Here is a 22,404-nt window from a genome sequence, read left to right on the forward strand (position 1 = left end):
TCGACAAATTCCTTCATACCCACCCCGTGAATTCCAATATTGAGGCTTTTGCAGACTGTGCTTCTGTATGAGCGCCTTTGCGCCAGGCTTTAGGCGATTCGCCCATCAGTTTGGCGAAGCAGCGGTTAAAGCTGGAGATGGATCGGAAGCCGACCTGCTCGGAGATGGACAGAATGGAGGCCTCGGTGCTTTTTAATCGCTTGCATGCCTCTTCAATCCGGGTACTGTTCAGAAAATCAAGCGGCGTGGTTCCCATAATTTCATGGAACTTGCGGCGAAAATGCGTTGTACTCAGATGACACAGATCAGCGAGGTAATCGATGGTCACAGGCATCATATAGTTTTTGGTGATAAACTCCAGCACGGGTGAGATGACCAAGTCACCTTGGAGGTCTCTTTCCCGTTCGTGATCCTGAGATGACAAGCGTTCGCTGCTCGCATGAATTCGAAGCAGTTCGATATATAGAGACATCAACAAGCCGTACGCGCTCTCCCGATAGTAGGGGGACTGCTGCTTCATTTCTTCAACGATTGAAGTTGCGAGCATATGAATTTTGGGATGCTGTTCCTTATTCAGAATGCAATTGGTTCCCTGAATCGCCCATAGATTCGGTTCAATGTGAGTTTGTGCTGTTTTGAGCGAATGACGGAAGAGTTCTTCCGGTGAAAAAAAGATATAAGCCCACAGGCTGGCGTTATTAGGTGAACTGTATGTGGTATGCGGAAGATATCGGGGAATGAACGTGATGTCCCCTGCTCGAAAAGGCACAGATTCTCCCTTAATCTCCATGATGCCTCCATCGGAATAACAGATGCCAATCTCCATGTGGTTATGGAAATGAAGATGCTCACTCTTGATATCGGATATTCTCCAGCGGTCTCCACTGAGTAACAGGACAGGGAAATCAATGGGCAGGCTGTAGTGACGATATTCGATGACCGGTTTCTTCGGTTTGGACATTTTCGAGGACTCCTATGTATAAATGATTGAAATTGCACAGTTTTGTTATGAATATGCTTAGATTGAGACTATTTTACTGCGTACAATGGGATAAGTAAAGCGTTTACAAAAATGGACGGACACCTCTCAGGGCGCACTTGGGGGCGTGTGCGCAGGGAGAGGGGAATAACAATGCTTCAAGTGAAATATGACAGAGAACAGATTCTAAACGTAATCGAGAACGTTACCAAGAAAACACTGGATATGGATCTGACATGGGATTGGCCCGGTGGAGTGGCTTATTATGGTGTATCCAGAGCCTATCAAACGACAGGCAACCAAGAGATTCTGGACAGGCTGGTGAAATGGGCAGACGAATATATCGAGCTGGGGTTGCCAAGTTGGACGGTAAATACATGTGCTATGGGCCATGTGCTCATCACTTTATATGAAGAAACCGGGGATCAGAAATATTGGGATATTGTCCTCAGCAAAGTCGATTATCTCCAGAATCATGCACTTCGCTTTGGAGACAATGTGCTTCAGCATACGGTATCGGTTTCCAATGATTTTCCGGAACAGGCTTGGGCGGACACCTTGTTTATGGCGGCATTTTTCCTGCTTCGCGTAGGTAGCAAATTAAAAGATGAAGCCATGATCCAGGATGCGCTGAATCAGTATTACTGGCATATCAAATACCTGCAAGATCCGAGCAGCAGTCTGTGGTATCACGGTTATAACAATATTAACAAGGACCACATGTCCGGATTTTATTGGGGCAGAGCGAACGCTTGGGGAGCCTATACGATGTCTCAAGTGAAACCGCAATTGAACGACTGGTACTTGTATCCGCAATGTATGGATGTAGAGTGTGCCCTTCGTGATCAATTGGCGGCTCTCAAGCTGGTACAGACCGAGAATGGCTTGTGGCGTACGGTTCTGGATGACGAAGAATCGTATGAAGAGGTGTCAGCTTCCGCGGGTATTGCAGCAGCCATGATCAATAACGGTAATCCATTGCATACCAAATACGTGCAAAAGGCACTGGAAGGCATCCTGAACAACATTAGCGAAGATGGGCGCGTGCTTGGTGTATCTGGCGGTACGGCGGTGATGAAGGATCGGGATGGCTATCGCAATATTCCAAAAGACTGGATTCAGGGCTGGGGTCAGGGCCTGGCACTCGCTTTTCTGTCCGATATGTTGAGATAGGGAGGGAACCCAAATGTCCAAATTAACCAAAGGCTCCTTTACACTACCGGGAGAATCCGGTTATGAAGCACTGACGCTTGAACTTGCCAACCGCTGGGGTGCCGATGTGATCCGTGACAGTGACGGTACAAAGTTGTCCGATGAGATTATCAATGCCGGATACGGCATCTATTCAACCATTTGCATTATTCGGGATCATAATGAGTGGGCATCCCGTAATCTGGATAAGTTGCAGCAATGTTTTCTCATTACGAATCCGAAGGTTGCTGTGCAAGATTATGTATCCATCTATCTGATGGAGGACTTCTTCGCTGAACAATTCAGGGTGAATGATTCGAAAGAAGCGTTTAAATATTGGCAAGTTTATGATCGAACGACTGGGGAAGAGGTGCCTAGAGGACAGTGGAATTATGAAAGGGAATCTGGCAATGTTGTCATTACCGGCGTTGCTCCTTGGCATAAATACACGGTGAGTTTCATGGTTTATCGGATATGGGAAGAGATTTCCATGTACAATCACACGACGAATAATTGGGACAAAGAGCATCTGATGCAGATTGACCCGATCTATACAGACACCCAAACCTATTTGCTGGATTGGATGGAAAAGTGGTGCCAAGAACACCCGGAAACAACGGTTGTACGTTTTACGTCCCTATTTTATAACTTCGCCTGGATCTGGGGCAGTGATGAGCGGAATCGCCATCTGTTCTCGGATTGGGGTTCATACGATTTCACGGTAAGTTCGAGAGCGCTGGATCTGTTTGCTCAAAAATATGGGTATTCACTCTCAGCTGAGGACTTTGTGAATGGTGGTAAATATCAGGTCACTCATATGCCTGCGAATCAGCGCAAACTGGACTGGATGGCATTTATCAATGATTTTGTCATTGAATTCGGTAAAAAGTTAATTGATATTGTACACAATCATGACAAGCTGGCGTATGTCTTCTATGATGACAGCTGGGTAGGCATGGAGCCGTATAATGACCGCTTTGAGGAGTTTGGATTCGACGGCATGATCAAATGTGTGTTCTCCGGTTACGAGGCAAGAATGTGCTCGGGCGTTAAGGCTGATACCCATGAGATTCGCTTGCATCCCTACTTGTTCCCAGTTGGCTTAGGCGGGCTTCCTACCTTCAAAGAGGGAGGAGACCCTACCCTGGATGCGAAGAAATATTGGATTAATATCCGGCGTGCGCTGCTGCGTGAGTCGATTGACCGGATTGGACTGGGTGGATATTTGCATCTGGTTGAGCCTTACCCGGACTTTGTGGATTATATCGAGAAGATTGCCCATGAATTCAGGGAAATGAAAGAGCTACATCAGGCTGGAAAGCCTTATCAGATCAAGACAAAGGTAGCCGTGCTGCATAGCTGGGGCAAGTTAAGATCGTGGACCTTGTCCGGTCATTTTCATGAAACGCATATGCATGATCTGATTCATGTGAATGAGGCATTAGCCGGGTTGCCTGTTGACGTGCAGTTTATTGATTTTGGTGATATTCGTCAGGGCGCATTGAAGGATATAGATGTCGTCATCAATGCCGGCTCTGCAGGTTCAGCATGGAGCGGTGGAGAGCAATGGAGTGACCACAAGTCTGTGGACTTATTGACACAATGGGTGTATGAGGGTGGTACCTTTATTGGCATTAACCAGCCTTCGGCAATGGACGGGTACGACAGCTATTTTAGAATGGCTCATGTGCTTGGGGTAGATGAGGATACAGGTGCAAGGGTTGTTCATGGAAAATGGTCGTATGAAGTTAATGATGAGTATGGTTTGGTGCCTGAGGGGGCCAGCATACTTCCGAAAGATAACATTTATCTTACTGATGGATCAGCAGCTGTAGTGAATGAAACGGATGGTCAGATCACACTGTCCACACATGCTTTTGGAAAAGGAAAAGGGATCTACCTGCCTTCCTTCGAATTCAGCTGGGAAAATACAAGACTACTTCTGAATTTGATTCGATTTGCGGGCAATGAATTCCATGAAACAAAGTACATCACGGATAACTTGTATACCGAGTGCGCCTACTACCCCGAGAGCAACATATTGGTTGTGATCAATAATAGCAATCAGGTTCAGTCCACGACGATCAATACAGAGCATGGAAAACAGACCGTGGAATTGGAGCCGTATGATACGGTGATCACCAAAATTGGTTTAACAAAATCGGTATCCCCATAGAATAATGACTCCATAGACCGTATTCCTTAACCAGGAAGCGGTCTATTTTAGTTATTAGGACGTGTCTGAAAACTCTGAAGAAAGCAGATTTTATCGTACGGATATTACTTTATAGTGTTAACACTATTTAGTAGAATATTTAAATAAGGATAGGGATCATGAGCCCTAATATTTTATTGTTTTCATCTTTTTAAAGGAGAGAGTGCCCTAATGTACAGTTATAAATTGTTGGACACAATAAGCATGGAGACACTTCACGAGGCGTTTGTGGATGCGTTCTCCGACTACCAGGTTAAAATGGATTTACCTTTTTGGAAGTTTCAACAGATGCTTCAACGAAGGGGTTATCACCCCGAAATATCTATGGGAGCCTTTAAAGATGAGAGAATGGTCGGATTTGTTATCAATGGACTTCGAAGCTGGAATGGAAAGACAACTGCATATGATCTTGGGACAGGCGTTGTAAAAGATTGCAGGCGGCAAGGCATTACAAGCGATCTGCTCTTGAATATTCAAAAGCTGTTAAAAGAAAAAAATGTAGAGCAATATTTGCTGGAAGTCATCCAATCCAACGAATCTGCAGTTCAGCTGTACAGTAAACAAAACTTCAAAATTCAAAGGGAATTTTCATGTTTCCAGTTGCAAAAAGATCAATTCATACCGCAAACGACCTGCACGGTGGAATGTGTGGAGAGAATCGATGTGGAGCAGTTTAAGGAATTTTGGGATGTGGAGCCCTCCTGGCAAAATTCAATTGATTCCATCTACGCTTTACCGGAAGCTTTTATCTATGTGGTTGCACGTCAGGATCAAAGCATTGTTGGCTATGGCATTATAGATCAAAAAACAGGTGATGTTCCACAGCTTGCAGTGAACCAAAATTACCGGGGCAAAGGTATTGCAAGCAGCATCCTGACAGAGATGGTCCAACGCACAGAATCTCCTAGAATCAGTGTCCTCAATGTGGAGTCTCATCTGAAACCGATGGAAGATTTCCTCTTGGTCAAATCAGGTTTTTCATATCATGTGGGCCAGTACGAAATGCTCTTGAAATTATAACGTGATCGTCGTTTCGACTTAAGATCAGATCGGGTTCATACGAAAATATGTGGGGTGTTAGTGTCTGTCTTGTTGGGCCAGTTGAACGGGAGGTTGATTAAAGGCTTCCCGGAAATCCTGGATTACAGTATCCAACCCATCCTGTACTCGTTATAATAATGTTGATATATGACATGGTTAGAGGAGACAAAGACATAACATGAGCCGAAAGAAATACTGTAAGCGTATTCAGTTTCTGGATGATTGGAGTCTCAAAACCAAGTTGTACATATTGTTCATTTTTTGTGTGCTGGTCCCGGTCCTGGTCACAAATACCGTGTTTTACCAAAGCATCAAAGGTAACATTGAAGAGAAGGAGCATAGCCGATTCAATGAAATGCAGCAAAGGATCAAGTTCAACCTGCGGAACAGTATAGACAATAGCTTGTATGTGTCCAATTTTCTCTATACCGATGGAACGCTGAACCGGTTCATGGAGTTCAAGTATCGCGATCAGGAAGACTATTACTCTGCCTACTATGATATGCTTAGCAACAACAATCTGGTCAGGTACTACTACAGCTACCAGCAGGTGAATCAAATTACGTTTTATGTTGGCAATGATACCTTCGTCAATGGAGGAAACTTCATTAAGCTGGATGATGAGGTGAAGAAAAGTGATTGGTATCAAGCGCTGATGAACACGAGCGACCATATCATGATCTATTCGTATTTTGACAAACAGCAGGCGGAGATGTCGCAAAGTCAGGGAGGACGCAAAGTAAGCATTATTCGTAAGCTGGATTACTTTGGGGAGCAGCAGGTTGAAAAGGTGTTAAAGGTTGATCTGGACTACGCTTTCATCAACAAATCGCTTAAAAATGAGGGAGCAAATGGGAAGGTGTATGTCGTTTCGGATGGCAGGGTCATTTTCTCGAACGATTCAAAAATGAATCAGACGCGCAAGCCGTTTAATCTGATTGCAAACAGTCCAATTGACCCTGTTCAATCGATGCAATCGATCCCCGTCGTATCCGAGGATTGGCAGATTGTCGTCAGCACGGAGAAATTGGACGTTCTGTCGGAGATTGTTAATTCCAAGCTTAATTTGACTTTACTAATCATTCTTAATCTGTTGGTGCCGACACTGCTAATCTGGTTGATATCCAGATCACTGGTCATCAGAGTTGATCGGATAGCGAAACACCTGGATCAAGTGAAGCATGAGAAATTTGAGGTGATATCGGGACCTGTGGGCAAAGACGAGATCGGCAGCCTGACCCATAGTTATAACATGATGGTCATCAAGATCAAGAACCTGATTGAGATTGTGTTTAAGGGCCAGGTGGAGCGGCAAGCCCTTGAGCTCTCCAAAAAGCAGGCGGAGCTGAAAGCCCTTCAGAGTCAGGTGAATCCCCATTTCATGTTCAACACGCTTGAAACGATCCGTATGCGGAGTTTGATCAAGGACGAGCTTGAAACCTCCGATGTCATTCATAAACTGGCACTGCTGTTACGTCAGACGATCAATTGGGGCGATGATCTGATTACAATTGCAGAGGAAATCAATTTTGTGGAGAGTTATCTGAGTATTCAGCAGTATCGCTTTGGTGAAAAGTTGCAATTTGCAATCCGGATCACAGACGAATCCATTGCTGCCATGATGATACCCAAGCTAACCGTTCTCACCTTTGTGGAGAATGCTTGTATCCATGGTATTGAGGGGACGTCGAATGATGGGGTCGTGGAGGTATTATTCGAAATTCGAAGTAATGAGCTGTACATTTCCATTCGAGATACCGGAGTCGGTATGGATCAGGACAAGCTGGCCTCGCTCCGCAAAATGATGCAAGACCCGAGTATGGATCGGATGAGCGAGCTTAGCAGCATTGGTATGATGAATGCATATATTCGGCTGCGGATGTATTTTGATGATTTCGTTCAGGTGCACATATTCAGTGAAAAGGGGAAGGGAACAACGATTGGCATTCAAATTCCTCTTATGCAGGCATCTCAAGAATAAGGAGCGAGGATATGATCAACGTGCTGATTGTGGACGATGAGCCATTTATTCGCCAAGGACTTCTATTGTTAATTGATTGGGAGTCTTACGGGTTTCAGATTTGCGGTCAGGCTTCCAATGGCATGCAGGCATTGGAGTGCATACGCGCTATGCAGCCCGATCTGGTGATTTCCGACATTAAGATGCCGGAAATGGACGGAATGCAGCTTGCCAAAACCTTGTACGAGCAATATAACGGTGACATCAAGCTGATTCTTCTAAGTGGATTCTATGAGTTCGGATATGCCAAGCAGGCGATTAAATACCAGGTGGATGACTACATTCTCAAGCCTATTGTGAAGACCGAACTGGTTCAGGTGCTTGAGGAGTTCAGGGTCGCATTTAATGCGCGGACGGAAGAGAAGCGATATCAGCAAAAAAAAGATCGAATTATTATGGCTCAGCATATGCAGTCAATCTTGCTTGGGGTGGCTGAGGAGGATGCTGTTACGAGTCTGCAGCCCCACTATCAAGATGTCGGCATACTGCGTTGCATCCTGATTGAGGCGGAAGCCGGTCCAGAACAGGGAACGGATTGGTGCGCTCGGGTTGAGGCATGGGTGGGCAAGCCCTTGCCGGGACAAATTTTGAAACCCTTCACAGGTGATAAAAATGCGGTTCTGCTTATGGTTACGGACCTGATGGTGAACCGTGAGGCAGTGACCTTGGAGCAATATTTGACCCGATTACATGCCGATCTGAGCCATGGTCAAGAGGCGGCTATTGCTTGTTATGTCGGGAAGGAAGTACATGAGTTGGAGGCGCTGCACGAGTCTTATCAATCCTGCGGCATAATGAAAAGCTTACGTTTCTTCACCACTTGCAGGCCCATTTATTACTTCGAACTTATGGATACGATCTTATTTGTTAATCGGCCGGGACAGTTCGAAAAACAATTATTTGATGGGCTAGTCAAGTCTATTGAGGAACAGCAGACGGATGAGTTATACAGTCATGCAAAGGCCATTTTTCGATTTTTTCTGGATGAGCGAATCGAGCCTGGTATTGTCCGCATTCACTTGCATTATTTGGCATACACATTGCTGGATCTCGTGAATAACGATACGGTTACTCCAGATTCGGGGTTGATGGAATCGACTTTTCTGAAGGTGAACTACGCGATGTTATCCATGGAGGAAAACATTGAACATTTATGCGAATTCTCGCTCATGTGCGCAGAGAAACTGAAGGAGCAGCAAAAGTCAAATGCGATGGGCGTATTAGCCAAAATCGAGGCCTTCATTCACGAGCATTACAGAGAAAATATCAGCCTGAAATTGCTTGGGGAGCAGTTTTACATGAATAGTGCATATCTGGGTCAGATTTTCAAAAAGCATTTCTCGATCAGCTTCAGTGATTATTTGAATCAATTGCGTATTGAGGAAGCCGCCCGGCTGTTGCGCAGAACAGATCAAAGAGTATACGAAATCGCAACAATGGTGGGATATCGGGATTCCGATTACTTTATTAGCCGGTTCGAGAAACTCATGGGGGAGACTCCTGCACAATATCGTAAAAGTGCCCATGCTGCGTACTCTCTTGATTAACATCCTGCACTCCTTGAAGGAGCGGCGGGATATTTTTTTTCGCAGATGCTGGAATTAGTGGGATTCCATCTATAGTTTATCCCGTTGAGAGGGGCATGGAAGCATGATAATTTTAAGTCAGCCTTTGGAAAGCGCTTTCCAAAAAGCTTCTGTCAATATAATCGATGGAGGGGTCATGATGAAAAAGGATGTTAGAAAAAGAATCAAGTATAGTGCTCTGCTCGCTTTAATACTGGTCATCGCACTCACTGGATGTACACCGGGATCGTCCTCGAAAGGGGAAAAGACAGCAGATGGAAGGGAATTGAAACAATTTTCCGCATTTTTTGCCGTACCGGGAAAAATTGCGCCTGACGATAATCGGGTGTTAAAGGCTATTGAGGAGAAAACAGGCGCCAGAGTCACGATGGACTGGCTTACGGGCCAAACAGCCAAAGAGCGGATTGGTGTACTCATTGCAGGCGGCGAATATCCCGATTTTATCGATGGGAGTGATGGTACTCAGCAACTGGTAGCAGCAGGAGCGTTAGTACCTCTTGAGGATTACATCGATAAATATCCAAACATCAAAAATTACCTGGGCGAAGACTGGAAGAAGATGAAAAATACGACGGATGGACATATCTACTTCATTCCTCAATTCGGCAATATACAAGAAAAGTCGATGAAAGTATCCCATGACGGAGAAGCATTCTGGATTCAGAAGGCCGTACTGGAGTGGGATAATTATCCGACAATCAAAACGCTTGACCAATACTTCGACTTGATTGAACGGTATAAAACAGCTCACCCGACCGTTGATGGTCAGCCAACCATTGGATTTGAAATTATCTCCTATGACTGGCGTTATTTCGCACTGGAGAACCCTCCGCTCTTCATGGCTGGTTATCCTAACGAAGGCGCAGCCATCGTTGATAAAGAAACGCTGACGGCCAAAAACTATAATACCATTCCGGAAGCGAAGGCATATTTCAAGAAGATCAATGAGGTATATCATCAAGGTTTGGTCGATAACGAAACCTTTACAGCAAACTATGATCAATATATCTCCAAAATTTCAACCGGACGTGTGCTGGGCATGGTGGATCAAGGATGGCAGTTCCTTGACGCCGAGGCATCACTCGTGAAGCAAAAATTGTATGACAAAACCTATGTACCGTTGTCCATTACACTCTCCGAGGATGTTAAAGGGCGTTATCAGAACAATCCAATCCTTAACGTGAATGGTGGCCTGGCCATTACAAAGAGCTGCGAGGATATCGAGGGAGCACTTCAATATATTAATGATTTGCTGGACCCTGAGATGGAGGTATTGAGAACCTGGGGACAGGAAGGCGTGGATTACCAAGTAGATGACAAAGGCGTGTTCTCCAGGAATGAAGAGCAACGTGCGAATTCCAAAGATCCGGACTGGGTGCTGGCAAACACGGGAAGCCCGTTGGTCTATTTCCCGCATCATGAAGGCATGACCGCTGACGGGAAAAATGCCCTTGACCCTAAGGAGCAGCCGGAGGAGTATCTTGCTACATTGAATGACATCGACAAAAAAGTGCTGAAGGCTTATGGATATACGAAGTTTACCGACTTCCTTGAGCCTGCGGAGGAAAATGAACCGTGGTTCCCAATCTATACCTATAATTTTGAACCGAATAAACCGGAGACCATCGCCAGACAGAAAATGGACGATGTAAAACGCAAATGGCTGCCCAAAGTGATTATGACTTCACCAGCCGAATTTGATAAGGCTTGGGAAGAATATCAAGCCACGCTCAAGGAAAGTGCAGATATTAAAGCGTATGAAGATGCGCTGACGGAAGAAGTCCGCAGACGTATGGAACTGTGGGGATAAAGGCCTGTCACACAGAAAGGCTATGGGGAACCCCGTAGCCTTTCTTACACGCTAGATTGGGAGATTGGATAGGAATGGAATCGATTCACCCAGACTGGGTGATATAGATAAACTCGTAAGCAAGGAGAGAAAAACATGGCCAAAAAGGAGTTGCAGCCTTCGTTAAAAACCAGCCATATCCCAGCGGGAACAAGCTGGATCGGGTACAACCTGTCCAGAATGAAAAGTCAGCGACAATTAATGTGGATGTCATTTCCGTTTATTGCGTTTATCGCTATTTTTGCGTATGGACCATTATGGGGCTGGTTGATGGCGTTTCAGAATTATAGACCGGGCATTGGTTTTATGGAGCAGGATTGGGTGGGGGTGGATCATTTTCGAACGTTATTCACGGACCCTACATTTTTACGTGTCATTCGCAATACGCTTGCGATGAGCCTGATCAGTCTGTTCCTGGGATTTGTCGGCTCGATTGGTCTGGCGCTCTTATTGAATGAACTGCGAATGGTATTGTTCAAACGCGTGGTACAGACGGTTTCCTACCTTCCACATTTCCTATCGTGGATCATCGTAACAGGTATTGTTGCGAATGTATTATCAACGGAAACAGGAATAGTGAATGTGCTGTTGACGAAATTGGGCCTGATTGATGCACCGATCAATTTTTTTGCCGAACCCAAATACTTCTGGGGGATTGTAGGTCTGTCCAGCATGTGGAAGGAAATTGGCTGGGGTACGATTATTTATCTGGCGGCCATGGCGTCGATTAATCCGAGCTTGTACGAGGCAGCTTCCATCGACGGAGCCGGACGGTTTCGTAAAATGTTCAATGTCACACTTCCAAGCATCAAACCAACGATTATTATCCTGCTTATCATCAACGTTGGTAACGTACTGAACGCAGGTTTTGAGATTCAATACTTGCTGGGGAACGGACTTGTGCAGGATGTATCCGAGACGATCGACATTTTTGTTTTGAAATACGGGATTAATCTCGGCAACTACTCACTTGCCACCGCAGCAGGCATTTTCAAAAGTGTGGTCAGTCTGGTGCTCATATTTATCGCCAACGGGATTGCCAAGTCTCTTGGTGAAGAGCGATTGATATGATAAGGGGGCAGAACTGTGAAGCGATTTAGCAGAAAACGAAGCTTGGGTGACTCTATTTTTTCCATCACCAATGGCATATTTATGTTGCTTGTCATGGTTGTTACGTTATATCCTTTTTTAAACACCATTTCCGTATCTTTCAATAACGGGCTGGATACGATCCGCGGGGGGATCTATCTCTGGCCGAGGGAATGGACGCTGCAAAATTACGTCTCCGTATTCCAAAACCCGAATCTGACACAAGCCGCATTTGTTTCGGTCGCCAGAACTGTGGTGGGAACGGTTGTACAGCTGTTCTGTACAGCCATGCTGGCCTATGTGCTGAGCCGCAAGGAGTATATGTTCAACAAATTGGTCACAACGCTGTTTGTCATGACGATGTATTTCAGCGGTGGTTTAATTCCGGGATACATGCTGATCAAACAAGTGGGGCTGCTGAACAGCTTCTGGGTATACATTATTCCCGGGTTGATCGGGGTGTTCAACATGATCGTCATTCGTACCTACATTCAGGGACTGTCCGAGGGATTGATAGAATCCGCGAAGATGGATGGAGCCGGAGATTTTCGGATTTTCATGCGCATCGTGCTTCCGCTGTCCAAGCCGGTGTTGGCTACAGTCGCTTTGTTCATTGCTGTAGGTCAGTGGAACTCCTGGTTTGACTCCATGTTGTACACGGCGGGAAATCGGAATTTGACCACCTTGCAGTATGAGCTGATGAAATTGTTATCCTCTGCGACCTCACAGGGGGGAACCGTCAATGTGGATTCATTCAAAAATGTAACCAACATGGTGACGCCTGTATCTATTCGGGCAGCAATCACGGTTGTGACGGCAATGCCGATTGTTTTACTGTATCCGTTCTTACAAAAATACTTTGTGACTGGACTAACCATTGGAGGGGTAAAAGAATGAAAAATTCAAATCAAGGCGAAAAATGCACGTATAACAATCCGATTATGCCCGGGTTTTATCCAGATCCGTCCGTATGCCGGGTGGGTGAAGATTTTTATCTGGTGACATCAACATTTGCCTATTTTCCTGGCGTTCCGATCTTTCAGAGCCGTGATCTAGTGAATTGGAAACAGATTGGGAATGTGTTGGACCGCCCTTCACAGTTAAATCTTCAGGGAGCAGGCCATTCACAGGGGATATTCGCACCAACGCTCCGGTATCATGAAGGCACCTTCTATATGATTACAACCAATGTATCACATGGCGGCAATTTTGTTGTAACCGCTACCGACCCGGCTGGGTCATGGTCTGATCCTTATTTTATTGAAGGCGCAGAAGGCATAGACCCTACGATTTTCTTCGATGACGGCAAAGCGTATTACCTTGGTACACGTCCTTGCTCCGAGGGAGTTCGTTACAATGGGAACTGGGAAGTGTGGCTGCGGGAGTTGGATCTGGGCAGTATGAAGCTGGTGGGAGACAGTTACGTTCTGTGGCGCGGGGCGATGGTGGATGTCATCTGGCCGGAAGGCCCGCATCTGTATAAGATCGATGAATATTACTATTTATTGATTGCAGAGGGAGGCACAGGGCCAAACCATGCCGTGACCATTGCTCGTAGTAAAAGTTTGACCGAAGGATACGTCGGGAATCCGAATAATCCAATCATTACACATCGCCATTTGGGTAAACGTTACCCTGTTGTTAATGTAGGACATGCCGACTTGGTGCAGGCTGCGAACGGTCAATGGTTCATGGTCATGCTTGCTTCGCGTCCATATGGAGGGAGCTATAGCAACCTGGGGCGGGAGACGTTCCTTGCTTCTGTCGTTTGGGAGGACGGATGGCCTGTTGTTAATGAGGGCCGCGGAATCCTGGAGGAGCAGGGCACATTGGATTTGAAGCCTGTTCCGGTAGAGCCGCAACTGCGTTTTGACCATTTTGACAGTGATAAACTGGGCTTGCAATGGATGTTCCTGCGCAATCCTCAGGAGGATCTATATTCATTAACCGAACGAAAAGGATACTTGCGGCTGAAGCTGAAACCGCAAACATTGAAGGAAAAAGAAAATTCCAGCTTTGTTTGTCTGCGTCAAAGGCATATGGATTATGTCGCAGCTACAGCGATGGAATTTGTGCCCGGGAATGCCAACGAAACGGCTGGTCTTGTCGTCATTCAGAACGATCTGTATCACGTACGGATTGAGCGTGCTCTGGTCGAGAATCAGCAGGTGCTGCGTGTGGTGACCGTTATAGATGGTCAGGATAGCCACATTGCGCAAATCGCGCTGGATGATGAAGTATCGCGAGTGTATATCAAACTGGCTGCGACAGGTCAGCAACTCAACTTCTATTACAGCACGGATGGAAGTCAGTATCATCTGGTGGCGGAACAGGTGGATACAAGCAGCCTGAGCACCGAAGTAGCCGGCGGCTTTGTTGGCTGTTGTATCGGAATGTTCAGCAGCAGCAACGGTACTTCTTCCGATCAGGTAGCGGACTTTGACTGGTTTGAATATGGTTCATATAAATAATATTTAGATGATAGAATAACAGAAAGTAAGCTCAATCCGGTGGCGGTAGTCCAGGGATTGAGCTTTTTTTCGTTCTTTTGCCAAACGGCTATGGGAAGGCTTTGCAGTTTATTGTCCAGCTTCATGTGTTGAGCTTTTTATGATGTTAATTATTTTACGCTGCGCATCCCTGGCTTCCGGAATCGGATAGAGGACAAAGACATGGTTCATTTTGGGGTAAACGTACGTTTGATGATCGATTCTTTGATCCGTCAGCAGTTTGTCGAGCTTCATATTATCAGGAAACAAACCCTCGTGAGTCCCGATAAAGATGCTGATTTTGCCCAGACCGGCGAAATCTCCGTAGATTGGACTGATTAACGGATCGTTCAACGGTTTGTCAGCTGCCCAGATCCGCCGGATGACATCATACCCTTCGACAGCGAGCATAGGGTCGCGGGTCTCATAATCAAATATGACCGGATTGTCCAGCAACATATCCACACAAGGTGATAACAAGATGATATCTTTGGGCTGCGGGAGATCATGCATCTTCAGATAATGGGCCAAGGCTAGGGATATGTTCCCGCCTGCGGAATCCCCCATAATGGTGAGTTGTGCCGGGTCGTCTACGGAGGCAAGCAAATCCCTGTATAGATTGAGCAGTTTCGGATACGTGTGCTGATAATTAAAATGCGGAACCTTTGGATAGATGGGAGCAACAACTTTGGCATTCAGAGCCTGAGCCATGCGGTCCATGAATTTCCAGTGTAAAGACAGCGGCTGGTGTGTATGCGCCCCGCCATGAATGTAGAGAATGACCTTCTGTTCACGGGAATGCTGATCGTTTAATGTAAACACCTGCATGTCTTCATGGGAGCGATCTTTAATGGAAGATGACAGTTTTGTTTTACCCAAGGTATAAGGTTTAATGTTTTCCAAGCCCATATGATCCAGGTGTTTGCGGGTAAGCTCGCGTGTTGAAAAAGTTTTCTTGGTATCTAACGTTCCGATATATTTCTCGAATAGAAAGCTCGTTAACGAGCGTTTATGATTATGGATATACATGTTCATTAAGGAATCACCCTTCCTGATGGAGTTCAGATATACGGTCTGTGGAGACTATAAGTAAAGTATAAAGGTTGAAGTGTACTTCAAGGTCAATCTTAATTTTTCCATCAAACCGTTTACGGTTAGAGTAAAGCATGGTACCCGTTCTATGTTATGATATTTGCATCTTCAAAAGTTCGATTGAAGGGGCATAGCGTATGAATCAGAGCATACAACAGTTTAAAGCGGATTTTTTCAAAGCGTTGGCACACCCGATGCGGATTCAGATTCTGGAGCTGCTGAGTGAAGGAGCCAAGAACGTGAATGAACTGCAAAGCATTCTGGGATCGGAAGGCTCTGCTGTTTCACAGCAACTGGCTGTATTGCGTAGCAAAAACGTTGTCCACGGAATCAAAGAAGGGACAACCGTCACCTATTCGCTGCGTGATCCGCTGATTAAGGACCTGCTGGCAGTCACCAAACAGATTTTTGACAATCATCTGGTTGATGCCATTTCCATGCTGGAAGATATTCGTAAAGAGTCCTGACACAATAAACAAGAGCAACTGGGTGTAATCTCCGGAGGTTCTTGTTTTTTTGTGTTAGGTTCCTGCTGGGATTGTGCGTAATCCGATTGACAGGACGTATGCAGGGGAGTAGTCTTTTAAATATATTCAAATATTCAAATATATGAAGAAAAGAAGGTTTTTGTACATGAAATGGATGGGGAGATATGCAGGGTACAATGCTGCCGCTTTTCGCAAGGATCTGTTATCAGGACTGATTGTAGGTATCATTGCGATTCCACTCGGTATGGCCTTTGCCATCGCCTCCGGGGTCAAACCGGAGTATGGATTGTATACCACAGTAATCGCAGGGATTCTCATTTCCTTGCTGGGTGGGTCCAAGTTCCAGATTGGCGGGCCAACGGGGGCATTCATTCCGATCCTATTTGCCATTGTGATGCAGTATGGATATGAGAATCTGCTGATCGCCGGAATGATGGCCGGTTTGATGCTTGTACTAATGGGCGTATTCAAGCTTGGGGCATTAATTAAGTTTATTCCAAAGCCGGTGACTATCGGTTTTACGGCAGGGATCGCCGTCATTATTTTTAGCGGACAAATAACGAACTTTCTAGGACTTCGAGGCATCGAGAAACACGAAGATTTCTGGTCCAATATGAAAGAAATCGGGATGCATATCTCGACGATTAATATATACAGTGTGCTTACAGCTGGAATCTGTCTGGCTGTTCTTCTGCTTGTGCCCAAGTTTGCACCGAAGGTGCCTGCATCACTGGTGGGGCTGGTTCTTTCGACGGTAGTCGCAACGTTCTTTTTTGAAGGGCAGGTGGCTACAATTGGTTCGTCCTTTGGCGCCATACCTAACTCCTTGCCTCAGTTTCATGTGCCAGAGATCACTTGGGAACGTATCGTGAACTTGCTGCAACCCGCTTTTGTCATCGCCATGCTGGGTGGAATTGAATCGCTGCTATCCGCAGTTGTTGCCGATGGCATGACCGGAAGTCGGCATAACAGCAATCGAGAGTTGATTGGGCAGGGGATTGCTAATATGGTGACGCCGTTGTTTGGTGGTATTCCTGCAACAGGAGCGATTGCACGCACAGCAACAAATATCAAATCCGGCGCAGTATCGCCATGGTCTGGCGTGATTCACGGTGTAGTGGTTTTGCTGGTACTTGTTCTCTTTGCGCCATATGCATCCCACATTCCTCTTGCCAGTATGGCTCCTGTTCTCATGCTGGTTGCCTGGAATATGAGTGAACGGAGATCCTTCATACATGTCATGAAAACCAAAACGAGTGATTCACTCGTTCTGCTGATTACCTTTTTGCTGACTGTATTTACAAGTTTAACAACGGCTGTAGAGGTTGGGTTGATTCTGGCGGTCCTTTTATTTGTTAAACGGATGAGTGAGATGTTGAAGGTTGCCAAAGTACTACCCGATCCCGATCATAAACATGAGAAAGTCATGGCCCACATGGTTCGGGAAGGACATGACTGCCCGCAAATAAGCCTATACACAATTGAAGGGCCACTGTTTTTCGGCGCAGCGGATATGTTCGAGAAGTCGGTCATGGATTCGATTCATCGGCGACCAGGCACTCTGCTGTTACGCATGGGTAAGGTGCCTTTTATGGATACAACAGGTGAATCCAATCTGGCCCGTGTTGTCAAACATATGGAGAGATCCGGGGGCAGGATTTTACTTTCAGGCATTCAGGCGCAACCGTTGGAGATGTTGAAGAGAACAGGTTTGATTGAACGAATTGGTTCGGATCATATGTTTGAGCACACGGGTGAAGCCATCAATTATGCATTAGTGCATCTGGATGTTCAGAAATGTAGGGGGTGCAAACACTTTGCCTTTCGTGAATGTGCTGCATTGTCGAGCGCTGGCACCGACCCAGAGTGTAATAACCTGCTGAAACCTGGAAAGCAAGTCAATGTAAATAGCCCTATCTAACCTGCTGATGAGAGAGATGGAGCTATAAGAGTCTAGAGAGTATTTGCTTATCAAAATATATATTCTGGAAAATAAACGAAAAATATACTATGTTATAGGTTGATAGGTGAAAGGATTACATCGTTCATCAGATGAGAAATAATCATATTAAACCGAAGGAGCAACCATATGTTCATTCAACCGACTGCTTTACGTTCAGTGCTTAACCCCAGGTACCTGGAGTCTGCATTGAGGAATCACTATGACATTGGAACATGGGAAGAATGTTTGTTTTGGCTTAGAGGACTGAATGATACTTACCGGGTTCGCACGTCCAGTGGCATGTACATTCTCCGTATCTACCGCACTGAAATCACGGAGGCAGATGTTCAGTATGAGCTTTCATTATTGTCTCAACTGAAGAACGTTCTAGGTTCTGCGGAACATACCGACATTGGAGAATACATCGAGAAGAAAGATCATACGGGATATACGGTGTTGGAGGCTGCGGAAGGCAAGCGGGTTGCTGTAATGTTTCGGTATATTGAGGGTACGGAGAACAACCTGGAGGATGAGGAGTCTTGTTACGCCTTTGGTCAATCTGCGGCTGAATTGCATGAGGCTATGGATCAGGTGAACATGGAGCTGCCACGATATGAGCTGGATCTGAAGTTACTTATTGACGAACCCCTTGAGCGAATTATCCACTATATCGGTGAGAACAATGAAGCAGCAGCATTTCTCCATACGTTTGCCACAACGTTAAAAGAACGCATCGTTGCCACTTCCAGACAAGAGCTGGACTTTGGTCTGTGCCATGGCGATATGCATGGGAATAACAATGTGTTTCAACAGGAACATCAGTTCATCCATTATGACTTCGAGTGGGCAGCCAAAGGCTGGCGTGCCTATGATTTAGCTCAAGTGAAAGTTCGAAAAAGACAGTCTGATGAGCGAAAAGCAGCATTATGGGATGCGCTCATGGCAGGATATCGTTCAGTCAGAAGTTTCTCTGCCGAAGATGAGCAGGCGGTTGATCTCTTTATTGTTGCTCGCCGATTCTGGGTGATGGGACTAGATGTTGCTTTTATTGAGAGTGATATGGGTGCGCTGGACTATGGTTCGGATTGGCTGGATAGTTTCGTGGAAGAATTCCGGGAAGCAGATATCGTTAGTTAATCATTCAATGAAAAAGAGAATATAGTTACCATCATCATGCCGCCATTCTGGCGGCTTTTTTAGTTTGAATGAACGTACATACCTGTGTGCTGTAATACGTTTACTCTGCGAATTCAACAGGCTTGTCATTGAATTTGTACCCGACACCCCGAATTGTACGGATATAGTGTGGCTTGGCCGGATTTTGTTCCAGCTTCTTCCGCAGATTATAGATATGTACCATAACTGTATGCGTATCGCCCATATGCACATCATCCCAGAGCAACGAGAAAAGCTGTTCATTTTTGTATACGCGGTTAGGGTTCTTCGCAAGATGGAACAATAATTTGAATTCCTTGGCCGACAAAGCAATGGGTTTGTCACCGACGAGTACACGATGGGTGGCTGGGTCGATGAGTAGTTGATCAAATACCAGCGTTTCATCCACCTGTTCCTCTTGTTTCTGTGGCATGTTGTTTCTCCGAATATGAGCCTTGACTCGTGCAATCAGCTCAATTGGACTAAATGGTTTGGAGATAAAGTCGTCCCCTCCCAGCCCAAGTCCGATGACTTTGTCTGTGGCTTCATCCTTACAACTTACGAACAAAATAGGCACATTACTCGTTTTACGAATCTCGCTACAGATCTGAAAACCATCCATCCCAGGCAACAGCACATCCAGGAGTACAAGATCAGGTGAATGCTCCTGTGCAGCTCGAAGTGCCTCCACGCCAGTGTATGCAGATATAGTCTGAAAACCTTCCCGTTTCAAAGACATCGTTAACAATTCATTGATTTCATGATCATCATCGACGATCAAAATCGTGTTTTTCAAAGACATAGGGCTTTCATTCTCCTTATGTATATCGCTTTGGTCAAAGTCCGTATCCTTCCAATCGTTCGTCGAAAGTCCTCGATGTATTCTGTTTCAAGTATCGCATGTGGACCGGGATAAGTCGATTGGATACATAAAATTTGATATGAAATTGAGGTTAACTTGAATTTCAATTTATGGTCTTGATGATTAGGCTCCTTCTATAATTAATGATATTAAAACTTGGGCGTTCCAGGTTTGAGCTCTGGAGGGAGATAGGTCTAGTGAATGGAAGTGGGGGGAATCGCCTGAAATGGGTGTTGTGGAGTGTGGTACTGCTTGGTGCACTGGTAATCAGTGGGTGTTCATCTGACACTGCGCCAGACCAGATCAGAGAAAAGACGCTTGGAAGCTCATCAAATGAAGTCATCGTGGGAGCTGTATGGCCTTTTGAAAAGCAGAATGAACAATTCCGTGAAGGACTTCAGTTGGCGCTGGAGCAGATTAACAAAGAGGGTGTTCTGGGAGGGAAAAAAATTAAATTGCTGGAGATGGACGATGGCGCTTCCACGACAAAGGGCATGGCCATTGCGCAGCAATTTGCCGATAATCCCTCCGTCAGCGCGGTCATTGGACATCGGGGTTCTTCCGTAACCGTACCGGCTTCACGTATATATGCCAATGCGGGCATTGTACTGTTGTCTCCGGCATCGACCTCGCCCAAACTGACCGATGTGAGCAGTCCTTATATTTTTAGAAATATACCGAATGATAATCAGATCGGGCAATCTCTTGCCCTGTATGCTGCGGGCACGAAACATGAGAATATCGCAATCTACTATACCGATGACGAGTATGGTAGAGGGCTCGCGAATGCATTTGAACGTCAGGCTACCCTATCCGGACAGAATCTGGTTGACCGCGTATCCGGTTATAAGGACGGAGCCGACATGATGCGGATTGCGAATAAATGGGAAACACTGGACACGGATCTGATCATGGTCGCGACTAGGGCTGACGAAGGCATTACGTTTGTCAAAGCAATCCGTGCGGCGGGTATGGATACCCCTATCATTGGGGGAGATGCGCTTGATTCGGCTGAGTTTGCACAAGGCGGCGGGTCCGTAGAAGGCACAATCGTCGCTTCCGTATACGATGATCAGGGACAATCGACCGTCAATCAAGATTTTCGATCAACCTATATTAAACACTATGGTAAGGCACCGGACAAATGGGCAGCACAGGCATATGATTCACTGAAATTACTCGCTGCGGGTATAGAAGAAGCAGGTTCACGAAGTCCGAAAGCGATAGCAGAAGCTTTGTCCGACCTTACATCTTGGGAGGGGGTTACGGGTGAACACTTTTTTGATACCCAGGGTGATGTTCAGGGAATGAGCATTGTAATGAAGAAGTTACAGCAGGGCAAATTTCAGACCCTGAATGAGACGCCCGTTTCAGATTCATCACGAGATTCAGCGAAAGGGGGAGGTCAGGATGAATAAACAGGTTTTTCGAAAAGTAGCCCTTGAGCGGCTGTCTTCTCCTGAACAGCTGGATAATCTGGTACGTGTCACCTCTCCCCGCGGCTGGTTGATGCTCATCGGAGCAGGTTTAATTCTGGCAGCTGCGCTGTATTGGGGAATCTTTGGCACCATGACCACGAGGGCAGAAGGACAGGGTGTATTGATTCGGCCGGGCGGCCTAAAAACGGTACACACCTCTTCAGAAGGCGCAATCTCCGATATTGCAGTGGTGGAGAATGATACGGTTCAGCAAGGAGAGGTGATTGGTCGGATCGAGCAACCGGCATTGCTTGACCAGATCAGGCAAACGAAGCTTGCTATCACCAATCTGCAAAGTGCCTCATCTCAAGGCAAGTCAGGACGTGTTGCGGAGCTGGGCAAGTTAAAACAGCAGCAGGAGCAGCAGTTACTGAACTATGAGTACCAGACTCAAGTGGTCAGTCCTTACACAGGAAAGGTCACCGAGGTGTTAGTTAAGAATGGAATGTATGTGGGTGAAGGAACGGAGATGTTCCGGATGGAGACCTACGGGTCTCAGACGGATGAATTAATAGGGGTTATATATGTGCCCGTAAATCAAGGCAAGCAGTTACTTCCGGGCATGGAAGTCCGTGTCTCGCCAAGTACCGTTAATCGTGAAGAATATGGCTCCATGATCGGGCAGGTCGTTTCGGTATCTGAATTCCCCGTAACGGTACAAGAGTTACAGTCTACATTAGGTAACGAGGGTCTTGTAGAGCAGATGGCCTCACAAGGTCTCTCGCTGGAAGTACGCGTGAATCTCTCACCTAACTCGGAGTTGTCGAGTGGATATAACTGGACAACGAAACAAGGTCCGCCTGTGCGTCTGAATAGCGGAATGACGATGGATGGAACCATTACGGTTCATTCGCAGCGACCGATTGCAACCGTCATTCCCTATTTCAAATGAGGAGTCAATATAGTCGAACAGGCATAGGGAGGATGA

The 22,404-nt window shown here is 46.0% G+C and carries 17 protein-coding genes; 14 read left to right on the forward strand and 3 right to left on the reverse strand.

Annotation, left to right across the window (positions count from 1 at the left end):
• Positions 1-13: 13 nt before the first annotated feature.
• Positions 14-961: an AraC family transcriptional regulator gene (locus tag NSQ20_RS04215; protein ID WP_047840544.1), complete on the reverse strand. Its 948-nt coding sequence runs from the start codon at positions 959-961 to the stop codon at positions 14-16.
• 171 nt (positions 962-1,132) lie between these two features.
• Here NSQ20_RS04215 and NSQ20_RS04220 point away from each other — a divergent pair, with 171 nt between their 5' ends.
• The 9 genes from NSQ20_RS04220 to NSQ20_RS04260 all read left to right on the forward strand — a co-directional run bounded on the left by NSQ20_RS04220 (position 1,133) and on the right by NSQ20_RS04260 (position 14,441).
• Positions 1,133-2,152, forward strand: coding sequence for a glycoside hydrolase family 88 protein (locus NSQ20_RS04220; protein WP_340031888.1), 1,020 nt, complete (start codon positions 1,133-1,135; stop codon positions 2,150-2,152).
• A gap of 13 nt (positions 2,153-2,165) precedes the next feature.
• A complete protein-coding gene (gene gnpA, locus NSQ20_RS04225) occupies positions 2,166-4,346 on the forward strand; it encodes a 1,3-beta-galactosyl-N-acetylhexosamine phosphorylase (protein WP_340031889.1) in 2,181 nt (726 codons plus the stop codon).
• A gap of 210 nt (positions 4,347-4,556) precedes the next feature.
• Positions 4,557-5,405 (forward strand): GNAT family N-acetyltransferase, encoded by an 849-nt coding sequence (locus NSQ20_RS04230; RefSeq protein ID WP_340031890.1) that lies wholly within the window; start codon positions 4,557-4,559, stop codon positions 5,403-5,405.
• A 199-nt stretch (positions 5,406-5,604) separates the two neighbouring features.
• Positions 5,605-7,407, forward strand: coding sequence for a sensor histidine kinase (locus NSQ20_RS04235; RefSeq protein WP_340031891.1), 1,803 nt, complete (start codon positions 5,605-5,607; stop codon positions 7,405-7,407).
• A gap of 11 nt (positions 7,408-7,418) precedes the next feature.
• A complete protein-coding gene (locus NSQ20_RS04240; RefSeq protein ID WP_340031892.1) occupies positions 7,419-8,993 on the forward strand; it encodes a response regulator in 1,575 nt (524 codons plus the stop codon).
• 175 nt (positions 8,994-9,168) lie between these two features.
• Entirely contained in the window at positions 9,169-10,842 is a 1,674-nt protein-coding gene (locus NSQ20_RS04245; RefSeq protein WP_340019260.1) for an extracellular solute-binding protein, read from the forward strand.
• Between the two features lie 135 nt (positions 10,843-10,977).
• Positions 10,978-11,952, forward strand: a complete 975-nt coding sequence (locus tag NSQ20_RS04250; RefSeq protein ID WP_036606005.1) for an ABC transporter permease subunit — start codon at positions 10,978-10,980, stop codon at positions 11,950-11,952.
• Positions 11,953-11,967: 15 nt separating this feature from the next.
• Positions 11,968-12,867 (forward strand): carbohydrate ABC transporter permease, encoded by a 900-nt coding sequence (locus NSQ20_RS04255; RefSeq protein ID WP_340031893.1) that lies wholly within the window; start codon positions 11,968-11,970, stop codon positions 12,865-12,867.
• A complete protein-coding gene (locus NSQ20_RS04260) occupies positions 12,864-14,441 on the forward strand; it encodes a glycoside hydrolase family 43 protein (protein WP_340031894.1) in 1,578 nt (525 codons plus the stop codon). Before NSQ20_RS04255 ends, NSQ20_RS04260 begins: the two co-directional genes overlap by 4 nt.
• Before the next feature lie 108 nt (positions 14,442-14,549).
• Here the strand turns inward: NSQ20_RS04260 and NSQ20_RS04265 are convergent, their stop codons facing one another.
• Complete coding sequence (locus NSQ20_RS04265; RefSeq protein WP_340031895.1) at positions 14,550-15,494, reverse strand: alpha/beta hydrolase; 945 nt, start codon at positions 15,492-15,494, stop codon at positions 14,550-14,552.
• A gap of 194 nt (positions 15,495-15,688) precedes the next feature.
• Here NSQ20_RS04265 and NSQ20_RS04270 point away from each other — a divergent pair, with 194 nt between their 5' ends.
• The 3 genes from NSQ20_RS04270 (at position 15,689) to NSQ20_RS04280 (ending at position 19,118) form a co-directional block, all read left to right on the forward strand.
• Entirely contained in the window at positions 15,689-16,018 is a 330-nt protein-coding gene (locus NSQ20_RS04270; protein WP_017690603.1) for a metalloregulator ArsR/SmtB family transcription factor, read from the forward strand.
• 166 nt (positions 16,019-16,184) lie between these two features.
• Entirely contained in the window at positions 16,185-17,960 is a 1,776-nt protein-coding gene (gene sulP / locus NSQ20_RS04275; protein ID WP_340031896.1) for a sulfate permease, read from the forward strand.
• A gap of 168 nt (positions 17,961-18,128) precedes the next feature.
• Complete coding sequence (locus tag NSQ20_RS04280; protein ID WP_340031897.1) at positions 18,129-19,118, forward strand: phosphotransferase; 990 nt, start codon at positions 18,129-18,131, stop codon at positions 19,116-19,118.
• A gap of 100 nt (positions 19,119-19,218) precedes the next feature.
• On the opposite strand, the gene NSQ20_RS04285 is transcribed toward NSQ20_RS04280, so the two are convergent.
• Positions 19,219-19,938 (reverse strand): response regulator transcription factor, encoded by a 720-nt coding sequence (locus tag NSQ20_RS04285; protein ID WP_076253775.1) that lies wholly within the window; start codon positions 19,936-19,938, stop codon positions 19,219-19,221.
• Positions 19,939-20,195: 257 nt separating this feature from the next.
• Between NSQ20_RS04285 and NSQ20_RS04290 the strand changes: the two genes are divergently transcribed.
• Positions 20,196-21,416 carry an ABC transporter substrate-binding protein gene (locus NSQ20_RS04290; protein WP_340031899.1) on the forward strand — a complete coding sequence of 407 codons (1,221 nt, stop codon included), beginning with the start codon at positions 20,196-20,198 and terminating at the stop codon, positions 21,414-21,416.
• Positions 21,409-22,368: an NHLP bacteriocin system secretion protein gene (locus NSQ20_RS04295; protein WP_340027546.1), complete on the forward strand. Its 960-nt coding sequence runs from the start codon at positions 21,409-21,411 to the stop codon at positions 22,366-22,368. Before NSQ20_RS04290 ends, NSQ20_RS04295 begins: the two co-directional genes overlap by 8 nt.
• The last annotated feature ends 36 nt before the right edge of the window (positions 22,369-22,404 follow it).

This window comes from Paenibacillus sp. FSL K6-1122 (genome assembly GCF_037977015.1).
GTDB lineage: Bacteria > Bacillota > Bacilli > Paenibacillales > Paenibacillaceae > Paenibacillus > Paenibacillus amylolyticus.